This window comes from Streptomyces sp. AC555_RSS877, from assembly GCF_019049245.1.
Taxonomy (GTDB): Bacteria; Actinomycetota; Actinomycetes; order Streptomycetales; family Streptomycetaceae; genus Streptomyces.
This window is the reverse complement of the sequence record NZ_JAGMUK010000074.1, coordinates 107,158-122,308: the sequence shown is the minus strand read 5'-3', so window position 1 is coordinate 122,308 and position 15,151 is coordinate 107,158. Positions and strand designations below refer to the sequence as shown.

The following is a 15,151-nucleotide window of genomic DNA, read 5'->3' as shown; positions in this document are numbered from 1 at the left end:
CACAGGATCAGACGAAGGCCGCCCCCACGTCCGGCAAACCCCCAGGTGAGCGACTCAGTACGAGACACCGTTCGAGGCCGGAAGAAAAAGAACAAGCTCAGCTTGCTCTTCACGGTCGCCGGCGACTGACCGCGACAGTTCGCGGGGGTGAGTGAGGATGACTGCCTCAGTTGCTGCGCCTGTGGGGCTTCGTGCTTCGGCAGCCGCCGTTGTGGGTCCTACCGGTCGGCCATGTGGTTCGAAGGCTGCATCCCGGACCTCGTTGGTGGCGGAGGTGGGTGGGCACGCTCGTATTGGTCGTGCCAAGCAGCGATCGTGAAAAGCAGCGCAATGGCTGCCACGAGCAGTTGGCCCGCGCCTGCGAACGGATGTGCCGAGTACAGGAAGATGACGGCGATCACGAGCACGCCCAATGTGAACCCGCCGAGCCAGAGAATCGGAACCCAGTCCATCGGGACTGCCGCTGTTTGCTCGTCCGCACGGCCCCATCCACGGATGACCGACGTCAGCCCCAGCAGAAAGGCGACCGGGATTTCGATGAGCAGCACGATCAGGCTTATGCAGCCACCCGCGAACCCGTCGCCTCGCGAGTCTGATGGCCCAGGGCGGCAATCGTTCCCCGGCACGTGCGGTGTACGCGAACTCGACTCGAAGCGCATGGTCACACCCTCGTAAGTCACGCCGTGCGCTGCATCACGGTTCACCAGGCCGAGACCGAGTCATGGCCGAGCTGAGTACCCCACAAGGCCGGTCCACTCCGGTGTTGAGAACCAGGCCGGTTCTCAAAACTAGGCCGGGGAACAACGCCAGAAAGGTGCCGCGTTCCAGAACGGCGTCCATCTCCAGAACGAAGTTGTCCCCCGCGTTCCAGTCCCAGTAGTCCAACTCGACCTCTGCCGACGTCGAGGAGCTGCCAGGCCACCCAGTCCGCCCACGCCCGGTCCGCCACCGCATCGCTGACAAACCACGCCTTGTCAGACGCCTCAACACCGCTGCCGCCCATGCCATCCCCCGCGAGCAGGGGGCCCGACCTCGACGTCAAGCGTGTGGGTGACGCAGCTGTAAGCCGGTGCTTCGGTTGTCCATGCCAACGTGTATGGACGTCCCTCTCAGCGGAAGTCCGCCGCGTGGTCCACCGCCCACTCCCGGAATGACCGGGCCGGGGTGCCCGTGATGCGTTCCACCTCATCGTTGACCGGCTCCGGATTGTCGAGCATTTCCGCCTGGGCCGGCAGCACGGCCTCCACCAGCTCTGCCGGGTAGCCTGCGGCCTTCATCTGCTCGATGGCCTCGTCCAGTGTGACCTCCTCGAACCGCACCGGCCGCCCGATCGCCTCGCTGATCAGCGCCACCTGCCGTTCCTGGGTGATCAGTTCGAGGCCGGTGATCAGGGGGCATGCGCCGAGCAGGGCGTCGGTCGTCAGCGCCTGAACGGCGACCGCGGCGATGTCCGCCTCGTGGATCAGCGGGCGGGCCAGCCTGGCCAGCGGCGCGCGTACCGCACCGGTCGTGCGGACCTCCTTCGCCCAGCCCAGCGTGTTGCTCGCGAACCCGGTGGGCCGCAGCGCCGTCCACTCCAGGCCTGATCCCTCGATCAGCTGCTCCAACTCCGTGTGGAACATGGTGATCGCCTCGCCCGGCTTCTCCTCCTCGCTCCCAACCCCGGCGGATGACAGGTACACCAGCCGTCGGGCGTGCTTCCCGATCGCGTCGATCACGTCCGACGCGCCCTCGGCGCTCAGGAACGGCCACACCAGGAAAACCGAATCGACGCCCTCCAGAGCGGTCTCCAACGACGCGGGATCACCGAGATCGCCGCGTACCGCCTGCACACCCTCCGGGAAGTCCGCCTCCCCTCTCACCAGCGCCCGCACGGGCACGCCCGCCGCGTGCAGTTGGGTCACCACCGCGCCGCCGACCTTTCCCGTCGCGCCGGTCACCAGGATCCTGGGCTGTGTCATCGGAACCTCCTCGTCTCGCCGTTCGATGACACGACTCTCGTACATCAACCAAGGTTCAGGTCAAGAGCCGCCTGGCCGGAGCGGCCCCCACCGAGTGCCAAAGGCCAACTGGCGACCAGCGGCGCCAACTACGAGGCAACGTCACACGTCCTGCTGGGCACGGACGAACGGGAGACGGTCTACGTCGCGCGTGCGTTCCATCCGCTGCTCGGCAAGCGCATCCGTGTCGAGCACTGGGTCAACGCCCTCAACCGCGTACGGACTTCTTTACCGACCAGTACGGACCTGGGCATGGAGTACCGACCACGTCGAGCCGGGCGCCTACGACCAGATGGTCTTCCGCGGCCGGACCGACACCCGGGAATTCATTGCGTTCTGAATCGCCGAGGGCCGGGTACCGGTCGGGATGAACGTCAACGTCTTGGACGTCACCGACCCGATCCGCGACCGTCACCTCTTCAAGCTGTCCTGCGGCGATGTCGAGGACCCGCGTACGGATCACCGTGGGGAGGGTAGGGACTCGCCTTGATGCGGCTGATGGACCGTTGTACGTCGACCTCCACGTCGTACAAGGACGCCTCCGGCGAGGGGGCGGAGGCCCCTTCTGGCGTTTACCGAGTAGAAGGGACGGCCAGCGGCGATCCGGTCGATCGGCAGAAGCGTCCCGTCCAGAATCAGATACGCCTTCATCGACGCGGCCCGTACTGCTTCGGCGAGCGTGGGTGCGCGGGCGGCCAGGAGCTCGACGGCCTCGGTGACGTACAGGTGGACGGTGGTGGTGCCGATCCCGAAACCGGCCGCGAGCTGGGCAAGGGCTGGCCGTTGCGGAGGTGGGCGAGGGTAAGCACGGCCTGACGGCCCGCGCTCAGGCGCCGCCACCGCGTGCCGAGAGTGTGCCGACGGGGCTTCATCCGCCCGTCAGGCCAACTGCCCAACTGACGCGGGAGGTTGGAAAGGCTCAGTGGGGACTGCCCGTCGACGAGTTGTCGTAGGTGCCGTTGGGCTTGGCACGGTATGGGTAGCGGCCGAGTTTCCGGCCGCGCCGCACTCGGCGGCCACCAAGCAGCAGCACGGTGACGATGATCAAGATGAGCAGCGTGACCCCGCTGCCAGCGAGAATCAGTGCCGTCTCCATCGGCTGAGTGTATGAGACAAGGGACAGAGGGTCAGCCGAGACACAGCCCGTAGGGGCAGCCGGCCCTCAAGCGGTGCCAAAACTCGGGGCTGGCGTGGGACGGGGGACGGGTGCTTGGGGAAGCACCGCAGCCCCACCCCACGCCCGCCCACACCGCATGCGATGTCCAGGGTGAAACCGCTCAGTGGCGTCACCGAACTCGTATGATCTCGCAGTGAAATTCTGGAGGGAGCCCCCTGCCAGGAGCGACGCCGAAGCGGTCGTTCGCCGTTACTTCAGCCTGCTCCGAGCCAGGAGGATCCCTGAGGCCGAACAACTCATCGATCACTACCCGGTCCGGCATGTGCTCAAGTCGCTGTGGACCGGTTCCGTCGAAGCGAGCGCCGATGAGAATGAGGCGAGCGGCAGCCCTGCTGCCGACGAGTGGGAGCAGGACCTGTCCTGGCTCGGCGAACTCGATCTCAGGGACTTCCACTGGGGCCACACCGGCAGCCATGTCAACGTTGAGATCACCTACCGCGCGCAGACAATCGAGGTGGCATTGGGCTTCTGGGTCAGGCCCACCGACGCCGGCTGGGTCGTCTCGGGACCGGCCACATACTGGTAGGACACACGAAAGAGCAGCACAATCCACCAGCCCCCGAGCACCCCGCCCCGTCCCACGCCCCGTGAACCCTGCTTCAGGCCGAGGAGGGCGTAGATGTTCAGCCTCGCATCCATGCAGGTCACAACGGCGACATGCTGGGAGGGTTCCTCTGAAGCGCGCTGGTGAGATTGACGGGCATAGGCCCGGTCGTCGGCGAGATGCTGCTCGGCTACCGACATCCTCGCCTGTCTTTCCCACAGTGGCTTTGGCGCAGAGCGCCTCCGGCTTCGCACACCCACCCTCGATGCACTGGTCGTCGTCCATCGACAGCTGTCTGATTCGTGACGGTGCTCGATAGCGTGCCGCGCCGGCACCAGCACTACGCAGTAGCCGTTCTTCGTGGCGGGACGACACGACGCCCGTCGTTTTGCGGCGGGGGGCGGACTGCGGGAGTCTGAAAAGGTGATTCGTCGGCGTGTGGCCGCCCGTGCGCCCGGCGCTCCGCTGAGGTCGCGTGTCGAAAACGATGTGGAGTCGGCTCCCGGCGGCGCCGTCGAGGCGCCGATGGTCTACGTGGTCGCAGCGACCGTACCGATCGTGCTGCTGGAGTTGATGATCGATGACCGCACGGTGCGGCTCATCCCCCTGCTGATCCTGCTTCCCGCGTTCCCTGCGGCGCTCGGCACGGTACGCCAGACCGTCTACGCGGTGGTCTGGGTGCTGATCGTCATCACCGCGGTTCTGATCTACCGACCGCTCCCTTCGTCGTACGACTTCGCGATCTTCATGGTTCTGGCTTTCGCGCTCGGTGTGCTGTGCGTGGCGACCTGCCGCTGGCGGATCCGGCGGGAGGAGGAACTGCTGCGGGTCCGGTCTACGGCTGTCGCTCTCCAGCGGCAGATGCTGCGGTCCCTGCCGATCCTCACCGACCGAGTGATCGTCGACGGTGCGTACCTGCCGGTGGAGGCGGACAGGCTGGTGGGAGGAGACGTCTACGAGGCGGTGGCCTCGCCGTACGGCACACGGCTGCTCTTCGGCGATGTCCAGGGCAAGGGATTGCCGGCGATCGGAGCGGCCTTCGCCATGCTCGGCGCTTTCCGCGAGGCCGCGCTACGCGAGCCGACCCTGACCGCGCTCGTGAATGACCTTGAACAGGCCGTAGTGCGGCACAACGCCTTTGCCCAGCAGACCGGCGAACCCGAGCGATTCGTCACCGCTCTCGTCCTGGGCATCGACGCCTCGACGGAAACGCAGGCCGTCAACTGCGGCCATCCGCCGCCCTACCTGCTGAGGGCCGGACCAGTCGCCCCTGTGCAGCTCGGCGACCCGGGCGTACCACTTGGTCTTGCTGACCTCTCCCCCGAACCCAGGACCGTCGCGTGGTTTCCCTTCCCACCGGGCGCCACCCTCCTCAGCTGCAGCGACGGCGTCACTGAGGCCCGCAGTGCCGCTGGCGCCTTCTATCCCCTTGAAGAGCGCATGGAGGCCTGGGCGAACATCTCCCCCTGGGAAGTCGCCGACCACCTGACGAAGGATCTGAACCGTTACACCGCCGGGGAACACCGGGACGACATCACCGCGCTCGTCGTCCGCCGGACCGACTGAATATTCTCCACCGGGGCAGAACACCGCCACAGTTCACAGGCATCAGCAAGGACGAGCGCCGCCCCTCCCGCACTGATCATGGTCGGCGCCGAAGGCTCCCCCGCCTCCGGGCCGGCCGTGCGCTCCGCCATCAGGAGTCCCAACTACGCGGGAGCGGGCTCCGCGCAGTGTCCGCGTACGACTGCACCATCGGGTACAGCGGTTTCGAGTGGCCTGCCGCCGCCCGATTTCGATCTGGACGCAAGCTGCGCGACGCCACGTGGGAGGCGGTCACCAGGGCGCGAGAGGAGGCCCGGGAGCAGGTCGGCGGCGGGCCGGGTGGAGGTGGAGATCAGAGTCGAGACGCGCGTGGGCCGGGCTCTGCCGGGCAAGCCACGGCCGGCCTGCGCCGCTGAGGGGACCACGGTGGCCGACCGGCCGCGCGAGCGCCGCCGCCGGCCCACACCGACCCGCACCTGCTCATCGCCTCCCAGACCTACCGGCACCCCGCCTCCCCGCAGACCAGTTCCCGCGCGATGCGGGCCGCATTCGACCAGGTCGTGGTGATGCCACGGCAGGTATGCGACCCGGTCCCTGCCCAATCCGGTGCTCGAACGAGTCTCCGTCGCCGAAATCGCCGTCGGCGTGTCCTTGGACACGGCCGGACGACGGAGGCATCCAGTCCGGCTGCTGCGGGTAACGCACAGAGCTGGCATCAGCGGACGTCCCGCTGTTCGGCGAGCGTGCGCAGGTGTCACGGTGGCTGCAGGTGGCGGGCCAACCTACGGCCCCATATCTGGCTCGGCGCTTCGATGCAACGGTAGGTGAGCAGGCACAGGGGCAGCAGCACGGTGAAGAACGCCACTTCGAGCGCGAGACTGTCCTGTCGTCGTCGGCCGATCGTGGTGTCGATCACCGCCAGCAGTACTGGATGCACCAGATATACCGAGTAGCTGATCGTTCCCAGTCCGGTCAGTATCCGCGGTAGGTGCCGGCTGCGCGATGCCAGTCCGGCGCCGAAGGTGAGCACAGCCAGCAGGAATGCGACGATCCAGCCGCGCCGTGTGAAGTGCTCACCGCCGCCGTACCCGTACGCACTGCCCACGGCACAGACGACGACCATGACGGCAGTACCGACCGCACAGCGCCAGGTGCTCTGACCGTTGTCGGCACGGTAGACGACGGTGCCGAGGAACATCACGGCGAGGATCACCAGGCCCTCCCACACCGGGATCGTGCCGTTGCACGCGATCAGGACGAGCGCCAGCACCCCGCCCAACACACCCCCGAACACCCGGAGCACGGGTGGCCTGGCGCTCGCACAGCAGATGGCGATCACCATGGCGATCGAGGCGAACGCGATCAGCGATCCGGTGCCGACCAAGCCGGACAGGGCAGAGACCGGCAGCACTACCCCTGCCGTCACGCTCACAGTGGCGAGCACGGCCAAGATGACCGCGACCGCCGCGGACCGCCGGTGAAGACGCACCGTGAAAAGAGCGACGACCAGCAGGTAGAAGGCCATCTCGTAGGAGAGCGTCCACAGGATGAGCAGGAGATTGGGTGTCCCCAGCAGCTCCTGGAGCATCGTGGCGTGGGCGAGGGCCACGGTGACAGCGCGCTGCTGACCGAAGTCACGCATCTGTGCGATGCCCAAGAGGTTGACGGCAAGGAACACAGTGAGGACAGCCGCCCACAGCGGGTACACACGGAAGATCCGTCCGATCCAGAACGTCCGGACGCAGCCCCGACGCTCCAGCGACGCCGGGATGATGTAGCCGCTCACCAGGAAGAACACCATGATGCCGTAGCGGCTGGTGTTGAACTGCGGCATGAGCTCCCGCCGGAAGTCCGCAAGGAACGTATACGACGAGTGGTCGAACACCACGACGAGGGCGGCGATGCCGCGCAACGCGTCCAGCCAGGCCAACCGCGACGGACCGGCCGTCGCTACGGCGGCCAGCAACTTTGACTTGGCGGAGCGTGAGTACGCCGGACGAGCAGGGTGGAGGGGTGGGGATTCCATGCGTAGGCAGAGTCCTCTTTGGTGAGGTGTTCGTTGGGAATGTCGTGAGGCGGGGGTAGGGGTGGCCGTCGGCGTGGTCCGCATGGAGCGGAGGAGATCGCCAAGAAGCCGTCGATCCGCCCGACGACGGTGCGGCCGGTGCGGCCGCAGGGAGGCGGGAACCAGGACGCGCTGAACATTTACGTCGGCGCGTTGAAGGACGCTTGGCCTGCCGCCCCGAACTGGTCCCGCTGCCGGGTGTGTCCGCGGCTTTGGCGAGTTGGTCTCCGGCCGCCCCGGACTCGGTTCCTGTGCACTGTTTCATTCCATTCGGTGCAGTCCTGACGTGATGGGACCCAGGGGCGACGTGGGCTTGCTGGATGCGCTGGTCGCCCCCGGCCGGCCGCCAATGGCCACCAGGAGCAGTGGCCTGCAGAGTGGTCCCCGAGCCGCCGGCAACACCGAGTTCAGCGGCTGGAGCATTGTTCGGCAGTGCCGTTCTGGCGGCCGAACAATGAAGCGGGTCCGTGAGCCTTACGGGTGTCATGGACGTACATGGATCGGCTGCCCGCTCCGATGCCGGGTGGCTGGAGGGGGTGAGAGCGTGGCGGGGCGTCGTGAGGTGCCGGTGGATCCGGCGGCTGGTCCGGTGCAGCGGTTCGCGTTCGAGTTACGCAAGCTGAGGGCGGAAGCGGACGGGATCACCTATCGGTTGCTGGCCCAGCGGGCGGGCTACTCGGTGACCACGCTGTCGCAGGCGGCAGCGGGCGAGCAGTTGCCGACGCTGCCGGTGGTCCTGGCCTATGCGGGGGCGTGCGGTGGAGACCTGGCGGAATGGGAGGCCCGGTGGAAGGAGGCGGTGGAGGAGTCCGCCGATGACGGCTCGCGGGACTGCGACGGATCACTCGCGCCGTACCGGGGTCTGGCACGGTTCGAGACCGGAGACAGCGGACTGTTCTTCGGACGGGAACAGCTCACCGCCGACCTGGTCGACCTACTGGGCCGCCGACGGTTCGCTGCGGTCTTCGGCCCTTCCGGCAGCGGCAAGTCCTCCCTGCTGCGGGCCGGCCTGATACCCGTCCTCCGGCAGGCTCAGGAGCCGCACCTGCGCCCGGCCGCGATCCGGATCCTGACACCGGGCGAACGCCCCGTCCGCAGCCACGCACCCCTCCTCACACCCGCCCTTCCCCACGACGGCAGCGCCGGGGCGGACACGTTCGTGATCGTCGACCAGTTCGAGGAGGTCTTCACCCTCTGCCACGATGCCGCCGAGCGCGCCCGCTTCATCGATCTGCTGCTCACCGCCCAGAAGCCCGAGAGCCGCCTGAGGGTGCTGTTGGCGGTGCGCGGCGACTTCTACGGCCGCTGTGCCGAGCACCGCGACCTGGCCGACGCACTGCGCGATGCCAGCCTCCTTGCCGGAGCGATGAGCCAGGCGGAACTGCGCGACGCCGTCGTCAAACCCGCCACGGCCGCCGGACTGACCGTGGAACGCGCCCTGACCGCCCGGCTGGTCGAGGAGGTCGCCGACGCGCCGGGCGGGCTGCCACTGCTGTCGCACGCGTTGCTGGAGACCTGGGGCCGCCGCCGCGGCAAGACACTGACCGTGGTCGGGTACGAGGCGGCCGGATGTCTGGACGGCGCGATCGCCAAGACCGCCGAGACGGTCTACCAGCGGTTCACCGAAGCCCAGGCGGCTGCCGCTCGCCGGGTGTTGCTGCGCCTCGTCGCCCCCGGTGACGGCACCCCTGACACCCGCCGCCCCATCGAGCGCGCGGAACTGCCCGGCACCGGCCGGGACGACACCGCCCAGGTGGTGGAGGCACTCGTCGGGGCGCGCCTGCTCAGCCTGGACGGTGACACGGTCGAGATAGCCCACGAGGCCCTGATCACGGCCTGGCCCCGGCTGCGCGGGTGGATCGAGGAAGACCGCGAACGCCTGCGTGTGCACCGGAATCTGACCGAAGCGGCCCATGCCTGGCAGGAACTGGGGCGCGAAAAGGGCGCTTTGTGCCGAGGAAGCCGGCTCGCCGCCGCCCAGGAACACTTCGGCGGCGAACCGCGGGAAGACTTGAACGACGGAGACCTGAACGACTTGGAACAGGCCTTCCTCGACGCCAGCCGCGACCACGAGCACAAAGGCCGCCGCCGGTACCGGCTGGTGCTCACCGCGGTCACCGCCGCCCTGTGCCTCGCCCTCGTCGCCGCCGGCCTGGCTGTTGGGCAGTGGCAGAGCGCGGTCACCGCCCAGCACCTGGCCCAGTCCCGGCAACTGGCCGCCCAGTCCAGTGCACTGCTGGACTCCGAGCCCGACCTCGCATCACTGCTCGCTGTCCACGCCTACCGCACCAGCCCGACCCGCGAAGCCACCGCCGCCCTGTATGCCGCCGCGGCGCTACCCCTGCGCAAGCGCCTCATCGGCGGCACCGAACCCGTGGATTCCATCGCCCTCAGCCGGGACGGACGCACCCTCGCCGCCAACAGCCGAGACGGCAAGGTGCGTATCTGGAATCTGCCCGGAGGTCAGCTCCGACACACGATCGCCGGCTACGACAGCGGCGAAATCGCGGCGTTCAGCCCCGACGGACGCACCCTCGCTGTCGCTGCCGTCCGTGGCGCCGGCGGGATGATAGGGCTGATGGATCCGGTCACCGGCAGGAAAATCAGAACCATCACGGTCCCCGACGGTTCGGTACGCGGGATGGCCTTCAGCCCTGACGGTCGTACCCTGGCCGCCTCCTCCCCGGCGGCTGTGCGGGTGTGGGATGTCGCCACCGGCCGCAAGCAGCGCAGCTTCACCGGCCAGTCCGACCCGCAGGCGGTCGCCTTCGGCCCGGACGGACGCACCGTCGCCGCGGTGGTCCGCCGCGGAGTGGTGCGGGTGTGGGACGTGGCCACCGGCCACCCCCGGACAACCCACGACAGGCTTGTCGAGGGCGGTGCGGTGGCTTTCAGCCCGGACGGCCGGACATACGCGGTGGTCCGCGCCGACGGATCGGTGCAACTGCGGGAGACGGCCACCGGCATCGTCCGGCGCACCATCAGCGACGGCCCCATCGGAGTGAGCGAGGTGGCCTTCGCCGTGGCCTTCGCCCTGGGCGGGCAAACGCTCGCCGTCCCGGGCCCTGGGGACACGGTGCGACTGTGGGACACCGCCTCCGGCGCAGCACGGGCCACCGTGACCGCTGGTCATCACGGACGGGGGGAAATGCAGGTGGCCCTCAGCGCGGACGGCCGCACCCTGGTAACCAGCAGCAACCTGGACCCCGCCATTCGCATCCACCGCCCGCGTGCCGAGTACCCGCAGACCACCCTGTCAGGCCATCCCGACGCATACGTCGCCGACATGGCATTCAGTCCGGACGGACGCACGGCGACCACGGTTTCCCAAGGGCCGCCCGGCCGCGGGTCGGTACAACTCTGGGACGCCAGGACCGGCGACCACGAAGCCACGCTGCCGCTCGGCACCCATCTGACACCCAGGGGAAAGCAGCTGCCCGTCCCGGTTTCCCACCTCGCCGCCGTGGGGTTCAGTGCGACCGGGCGCGCCCTGGCTGCCCGGGCCGGCAAGAACGGGGTGATCGAGGTACGAGATCTTGCCACGGGCCGCCTTCAACGAAGCCGTGCCCTGGGCGCCATCGACACGGCGGTCTTCAGCCCCGACGGGACACGGCTCGTCGTCGTCGGCATGGACGGATCGGTGCGGATCTGGCACCTTCCAACCGGCGCACTGCACACCGCCCACACCAGCCACGGCCAATCCGTCAGGGCAGTGACGTTCACTCCGGACGGCCGCACACTCGCCGTCGCGGACATCAGGGCCAGGGGCGAACAGGTCACGCTGATCGACACCGCAACCGGCCGCACCCAGCGCACCATCAATCCGGGCACCCGGAACCCGCTCTCCCTCGTTTTCAGCCCGGACGGGCACACCATGGCCACCGCCGGCGGCAGCAACGGAGCCGTGAAGATGTGGGATGCGCGCACCGGCCGGCTCCAAGACAGCTTCGGTGTCAGCGGTGCGGTGACGTCGCTGGCTTTCAGCTCCGATGGACGCACCCTGGCCGCAAGCAGCGTAAGAGGAGTCCAACTGTGGGACCTCGCCACCAGCCAGTCCAGAATCACCCTGCCGGCCCGCTCGCACGCAGCAGTGGCGTTCAGCCCGGACGGACGGACCCTGGCCATCGGCACGGGCAGCTCCGTCGGACTGTGGAACGTCGACCTGCCCGACCCGGCCCGCGCAATCCGCACCATCTGCGAGGCCGTCGACACCGCTCTCACCCCTCTGGAACAGTCCCGCTACCTGCACGACCAGTCCCCTGATACCGGCTGCCGGTCAGGACGCCCGTCGCCACGGTGACGTGTGCCGATCGCTGGAATGAAATTGCCTCCTACCTCTACGTCTACGTCTGCCGGGAATGTCCGCAGGTCACAGGTGCTGCCTCCCGCAGGTGAATCACCCGAACGGGCCCCGCGGTGCCGCCGCCGGGCTACATGATGGGATTCGCCATGTCGTGGACCGTCCCGGATACCCGCGCAGCGCGCCCAACCGGTTCGGAGCCCAAGGACGGCGTGCCGGCGGCGGCTGTCCGCGCGGCGGTGTTCACCGCGGTCGGCACCGGACTCGCGGTCACCGGACACCACCTGGTCTCCGGGCACTCGGTGCCGTGGCGGGCCGTGCTGCTCGCCGCCACGCTGCTGTACCTGCTGACGGTTCCGGCCGCGCGCCGGGTGCGGTCGCTGCCGGTGGTGGTGGCGGCGACCGGGGCCGTCCAGGGCGCCCTGCATCTGTGGTTCGTACGGACCGGAGGGCACCTGCACGCCTCCCCCGATCAGCACGCCGCGCACCACACCACCGGCGCCCATGAGGCGTGGCACGCCCAGCCTCACAACGGGGCGGCGATGACGGCCGTACACATCGCCGCCGCGCTGCTGGCCGCCTGGTGCATGCAGCGGGCGGACACCGCCTGCCTGGCCGTGGGATACCGGCTCGGGCATCTGCTGACGCACCTGCTGCTGAGGCTCGTGCCGCCCGGCCGTCGGCCGGACAGCGACCGGACGCCTCCCGCCGCCCCCACCCCACGGCCTTCCCACCTGGCCACCTCGATACTGCTGGCGCACTCGGTGGTGCGCCGGGGTCCCCCGGCCACGATCTGACCCTCGCCACCTGACCTCAGGACGCGTCAGAAATGACGTGTCCGCGCCCCCGCACGACAGCCAGGAGCTCCTGTGCCCCTTACCCGTGTCCATGCCCGCACCGCCGTCATCGCCGCTGCCCTGATAACAGCAGTTGTCACGGCCGCCGGCCCCGCGTCGGCTCATGTGGAGGTCGAGGCGGAGGGCGCCCGCGCCCTCGACCAGAACGTCACCCTCACCTTCGTCGCGGAGTCGGAGTCCGCCACGGCCGGCATCACCAAGCTGGAAGCGATCCTTCCCAACGGCATCACCCCGGCCGACGTCACCTACGACGAAGGCCCCAAGGGGTGGGAGTTCGCCACCACCGACCGCGGCTACGCGGTCTCGGGCCCGGCGATCACGGCCGGGCAGGATGCCGAATACGCCGTGACCGTGCGACAGCTGCCCAACACGAAGTCGCTCGCCTTCAAAACCCTGCAGTCCTACAGCGACGGCCGCGTCGACCGGTGGATCGAGCTGGAACAGTCCGACGACGGCGGGCACAGCGACTCCGCCGCGCCGATCCTGGAGCTGGCGGCAGCCGCGCCCGGAGCCGAAACCGTCAGCCCCAGCCCGACCACCCAACCCACCGCCTCCGCCTCCGCCCCCACCTCCTCCGCCCCCAGCCAGCCCGCCGACCCGACCCCATCGCAGTCCGGTGCGGGCACGGCCGCTGAGGACACGGACGACGACGGCATGTCACTGGCGCTGCCCATCGGCCTCGGCGTGGCCGCCCTCGCACTCGCGGGCGGCGGCGTCTGGTGGTTCCGGCGCCGCAACTCCCCCAGCGCCTGACCGCGCCGTTCCGTGGCTCCCGTCGGCCAAGCCGCCGGGAGCCACGGGCGGCCGACCTCACAACTGGGTGACGAGCCAGGTGGCGACCGTCAACACAACGGCCACCGCCACCACCAACGCCACCGCATACACGGCACGACGAGCCCAGGGATTCATAACGGCCACCCTTCGCATGGCGAGACGCCGGAGCGACGCCTCGCCCACCTCGTACATCCCCGATCTTCCCCGTTCCCACATCGGGAAAGCGGGTGCAGGCGAACCAGCCCCTACGACACGCGCGGGCAGGGCCACATCCCCACTCGTCAACCACCGGTCACCAAACCGCCAACAACGCTGCGCCGGCACCGGGTGCTGCTGCCGGGTGTCTCCGTGCTGGCCCAGCAGGTGTCTTCAGCAGCGGGACCGCAGTCCCAGGTAGTTTCTCAGCGCTACGTGTCCGTTCGCCGTAGCTGCACGCGAAGCAGGCTGCGGCGGGTGCTGCGGCCGCGTCCCGTCCTGTTCGAAAGGGCTACTCATGCTCGCCCCACGGCGCCATGGTTCCGCGCTCATATCCCTGACCGCGTTGCTTGTGGCCGCGGGTGCGACGTCGGCGTCCGCGCACGGCATCGGCCCCGCGGCCGACAAGAGCGCACCGGAGTTCCTCTGGCTCGGCACCGAGCACATGCTCCTGGGCTGGGACCACCTGCTCTTCGTCGCCGCCGTCCTCCTCCTGGCGGGCTCCGCCCGCCGTGCTGCTGCGCTGATCAGCCTCTTCGCCCTGGGCCACAGCACCACGTTGTTGATCGCCACCCTCGCGGGCTGGCGTGTGAACCCGGTGGCCGTGGATGTCATCGTCGCGCTGAGTCTTGTCTTCGCCGGCGTCGTCGGGCTGCTCGGTGCGGGCGAGCGCCGCTGGTTCGCTCCTGCCGTCGCCTGCTTCGGCCTGGTCCACGGCCTGGGTCTGGCCACCCGCCTGCAGGACCTCGACCTGCCCGACGACGGGAAGGTCGCACGGGTGCTGGCGTTCAACGTCGGCGTGGAGATCGGGCAGATGGCCGCCATCGCCGTGTTCGTCGCCCTCGCCGCCGGGGCCCGCAGGCTCCCGCCGCAACTGCGTCCTGAAGGGCGCGGGATCCGCGTCGCGCAGGCCGCTCTGGTGGCATGCGGCGTGGCGGCCGCCGCAACGCTGGTCGTCCTCGGCGACACATCCGGAACGGCGCAGGCTCAGGGCAGCTGCCAGGTCCGCGACCGCACCGAATCGTTCACGGGCGACTCCGGACACCCGAAGGACTTCACCGAACCCGGCGAGCCCGCTCCGGAGTCCGGGTTCGGCAATGTCATCGGCGACGGGTACGTCATCGTCCAGTACCGGCCCCAGCTTCCCGCCGCCGATATGGACGCTCTGCGCGACCACGTCACCGACCCGAAATCGGGTCGCGTGGTCGGTGGTCCGGCTCCGGACCAGAAGCCGGTCCTCAAGGCCGTCCACGCCTACCTCACACTGACCTGCACCGAGTTCGACCTCGAAGCCCTGCGCGAATTCACTGGCGCATGGCGAGCCGACCCCCGCATGCGCCAAGTCGGGTAAAGCCCAGGCCGACGCCGAGGGTGTCATCGATGGGGACATCCACGTCGACTTCACCTCTGTCCGTGCCCACCAGCACGCCGCTGGGGCGCCCAGGGCGGCGCCGTCCGCACGGCCGGGGTAATTAGGAGAACTGACCTGCAACCCGCGGTCCTTGCTCATCACCCCGGGGCAACGGGCCGACTGCGACGTGGCGGTCGCCGCTCCACTGTTGCCGCGTGGTGACCGGCCTGGGCCAAGGGTCGCGCCAGGTCACCGATCGAGTAGGCCGCGTGACGCGCACGCCGGTGTCGCGCCGGCCGTAGAAGGCCGACGCGACACCGTCTTACACGGGCGTGCCGGTGCC

Annotated in this window: 11 protein-coding genes and 2 pseudogenes; 7 read left to right on the top strand and 6 right to left on the bottom strand. The window is 69.1% G+C overall.

Annotation, left to right across the window (positions count from 1 at the left end):
• Positions 1-218 precede the first annotated feature (218 nt).
• From KUM49_RS30645 to KUM49_RS30625, 5 genes and pseudogenes are all read right to left on the bottom strand, one after another.
• Complete coding sequence (locus KUM49_RS30645) at positions 219-548, bottom strand: DUF6234 family protein (protein WP_217240217.1); 330 nt, start codon at positions 546-548, stop codon at positions 219-221.
• 561 nt (positions 549-1,109) lie between these two features.
• Positions 1,110-1,961 carry an NAD(P)H-binding protein gene (locus KUM49_RS30640; RefSeq protein WP_217240216.1) on the bottom strand — a complete coding sequence of 284 codons (852 nt, stop codon included), beginning with the start codon at positions 1,959-1,961 and terminating at the stop codon, positions 1,110-1,112.
• 247 nt (positions 1,962-2,208) lie between these two features.
• Entirely contained in the window at positions 2,209-2,463 is a 255-nt protein-coding gene (locus KUM49_RS30635) for a hypothetical protein (RefSeq protein WP_217240215.1), read from the bottom strand.
• Between the two features lie 113 nt (positions 2,464-2,576).
• Positions 2,577-2,896, bottom strand: a pseudogene (locus KUM49_RS30630) (transposase family protein); the annotation flags it as partial.
• 23 nt (positions 2,897-2,919) lie between these two features.
• The gene (locus KUM49_RS30625) at positions 2,920-3,096 is read right to left on the bottom strand and encodes a hypothetical protein (protein WP_217240214.1); all 177 of its coding nucleotides are present in this window, start codon (positions 3,094-3,096) and stop codon (positions 2,920-2,922) included.
• A gap of 184 nt (positions 3,097-3,280) precedes the next feature.
• Between KUM49_RS30625 and KUM49_RS30620 the strand changes: the two genes are divergently transcribed.
• Positions 3,281-3,703, top strand: coding sequence for a hypothetical protein (locus KUM49_RS30620; protein WP_308406808.1), 423 nt, complete (start codon positions 3,281-3,283; stop codon positions 3,701-3,703).
• A gap of 507 nt (positions 3,704-4,210) precedes the next feature.
• A complete protein-coding gene (locus tag KUM49_RS30615; protein WP_308406807.1) occupies positions 4,211-5,287 on the top strand; it encodes a PP2C family protein-serine/threonine phosphatase in 1,077 nt (358 codons plus the stop codon).
• 733 nt (positions 5,288-6,020) lie between these two features.
• Here the strand turns inward: KUM49_RS30615 and KUM49_RS30610 are convergent.
• A complete protein-coding gene (locus KUM49_RS30610) occupies positions 6,021-7,292 on the bottom strand; it encodes an acyltransferase (RefSeq protein WP_217240213.1) in 1,272 nt (423 codons plus the stop codon).
• Between the two features lie 583 nt (positions 7,293-7,875).
• Between KUM49_RS30610 and KUM49_RS30605 the strand changes: the two genes are divergently transcribed.
• From KUM49_RS30605 to KUM49_RS48750, 5 genes and pseudogenes are all read left to right on the top strand, one after another.
• Positions 7,876-11,631, top strand: a complete 3,756-nt coding sequence (locus KUM49_RS30605; RefSeq protein ID WP_308406806.1) for a helix-turn-helix domain-containing protein — start codon at positions 7,876-7,878, stop codon at positions 11,629-11,631.
• 212 nt (positions 11,632-11,843) lie between these two features.
• Entirely contained in the window at positions 11,844-12,428 is a 585-nt protein-coding gene (locus KUM49_RS30600; protein WP_217240211.1) for a hypothetical protein, read from the top strand.
• Positions 12,429-12,500: 72 nt separating this feature from the next.
• Complete coding sequence (locus tag KUM49_RS30595; RefSeq protein WP_217240210.1) at positions 12,501-13,241, top strand: DUF1775 domain-containing protein; 741 nt, start codon at positions 12,501-12,503, stop codon at positions 13,239-13,241.
• A gap of 514 nt (positions 13,242-13,755) precedes the next feature.
• The gene (locus KUM49_RS30590) at positions 13,756-14,808 is read left to right on the top strand and encodes a HupE/UreJ family protein (protein WP_217240209.1); all 1,053 of its coding nucleotides are present in this window, start codon (positions 13,756-13,758) and stop codon (positions 14,806-14,808) included.
• Positions 14,807-14,905 (top strand): annotated as a pseudogene (locus tag KUM49_RS48750) (IS5/IS1182 family transposase); the annotation flags it as partial. The gene KUM49_RS30590 and the pseudogene KUM49_RS48750, both read left to right, overlap by 2 nt.
• Positions 14,906-15,151 lie beyond the last annotated feature (246 nt).

Excerpts from the sequence above, each read along its gene's own strand:
- KUM49_RS30610 (WP_217240213.1), bottom strand. The coding sequence starts at position 7,292 with ATGGAATCCCCACCCCTCCACCCTGCTCGTCCGGCGTACTCACGCTCC.
- KUM49_RS30640 (WP_217240216.1), bottom strand. The coding sequence starts at position 1,961 with ATGACACAGCCCAGGATCCTGGTGACCGGCGCGACGGGAAAGGTCGGC.
- KUM49_RS30590 (WP_217240209.1), top strand. The coding sequence starts at position 13,756 with ATGCTCGCCCCACGGCGCCATGGTTCCGCGCTCATATCCCTGACCGCG.
- KUM49_RS30625 (WP_217240214.1), bottom strand. The coding sequence starts at position 3,096 with ATGGAGACGGCACTGATTCTCGCTGGCAGCGGGGTCACGCTGCTCATC.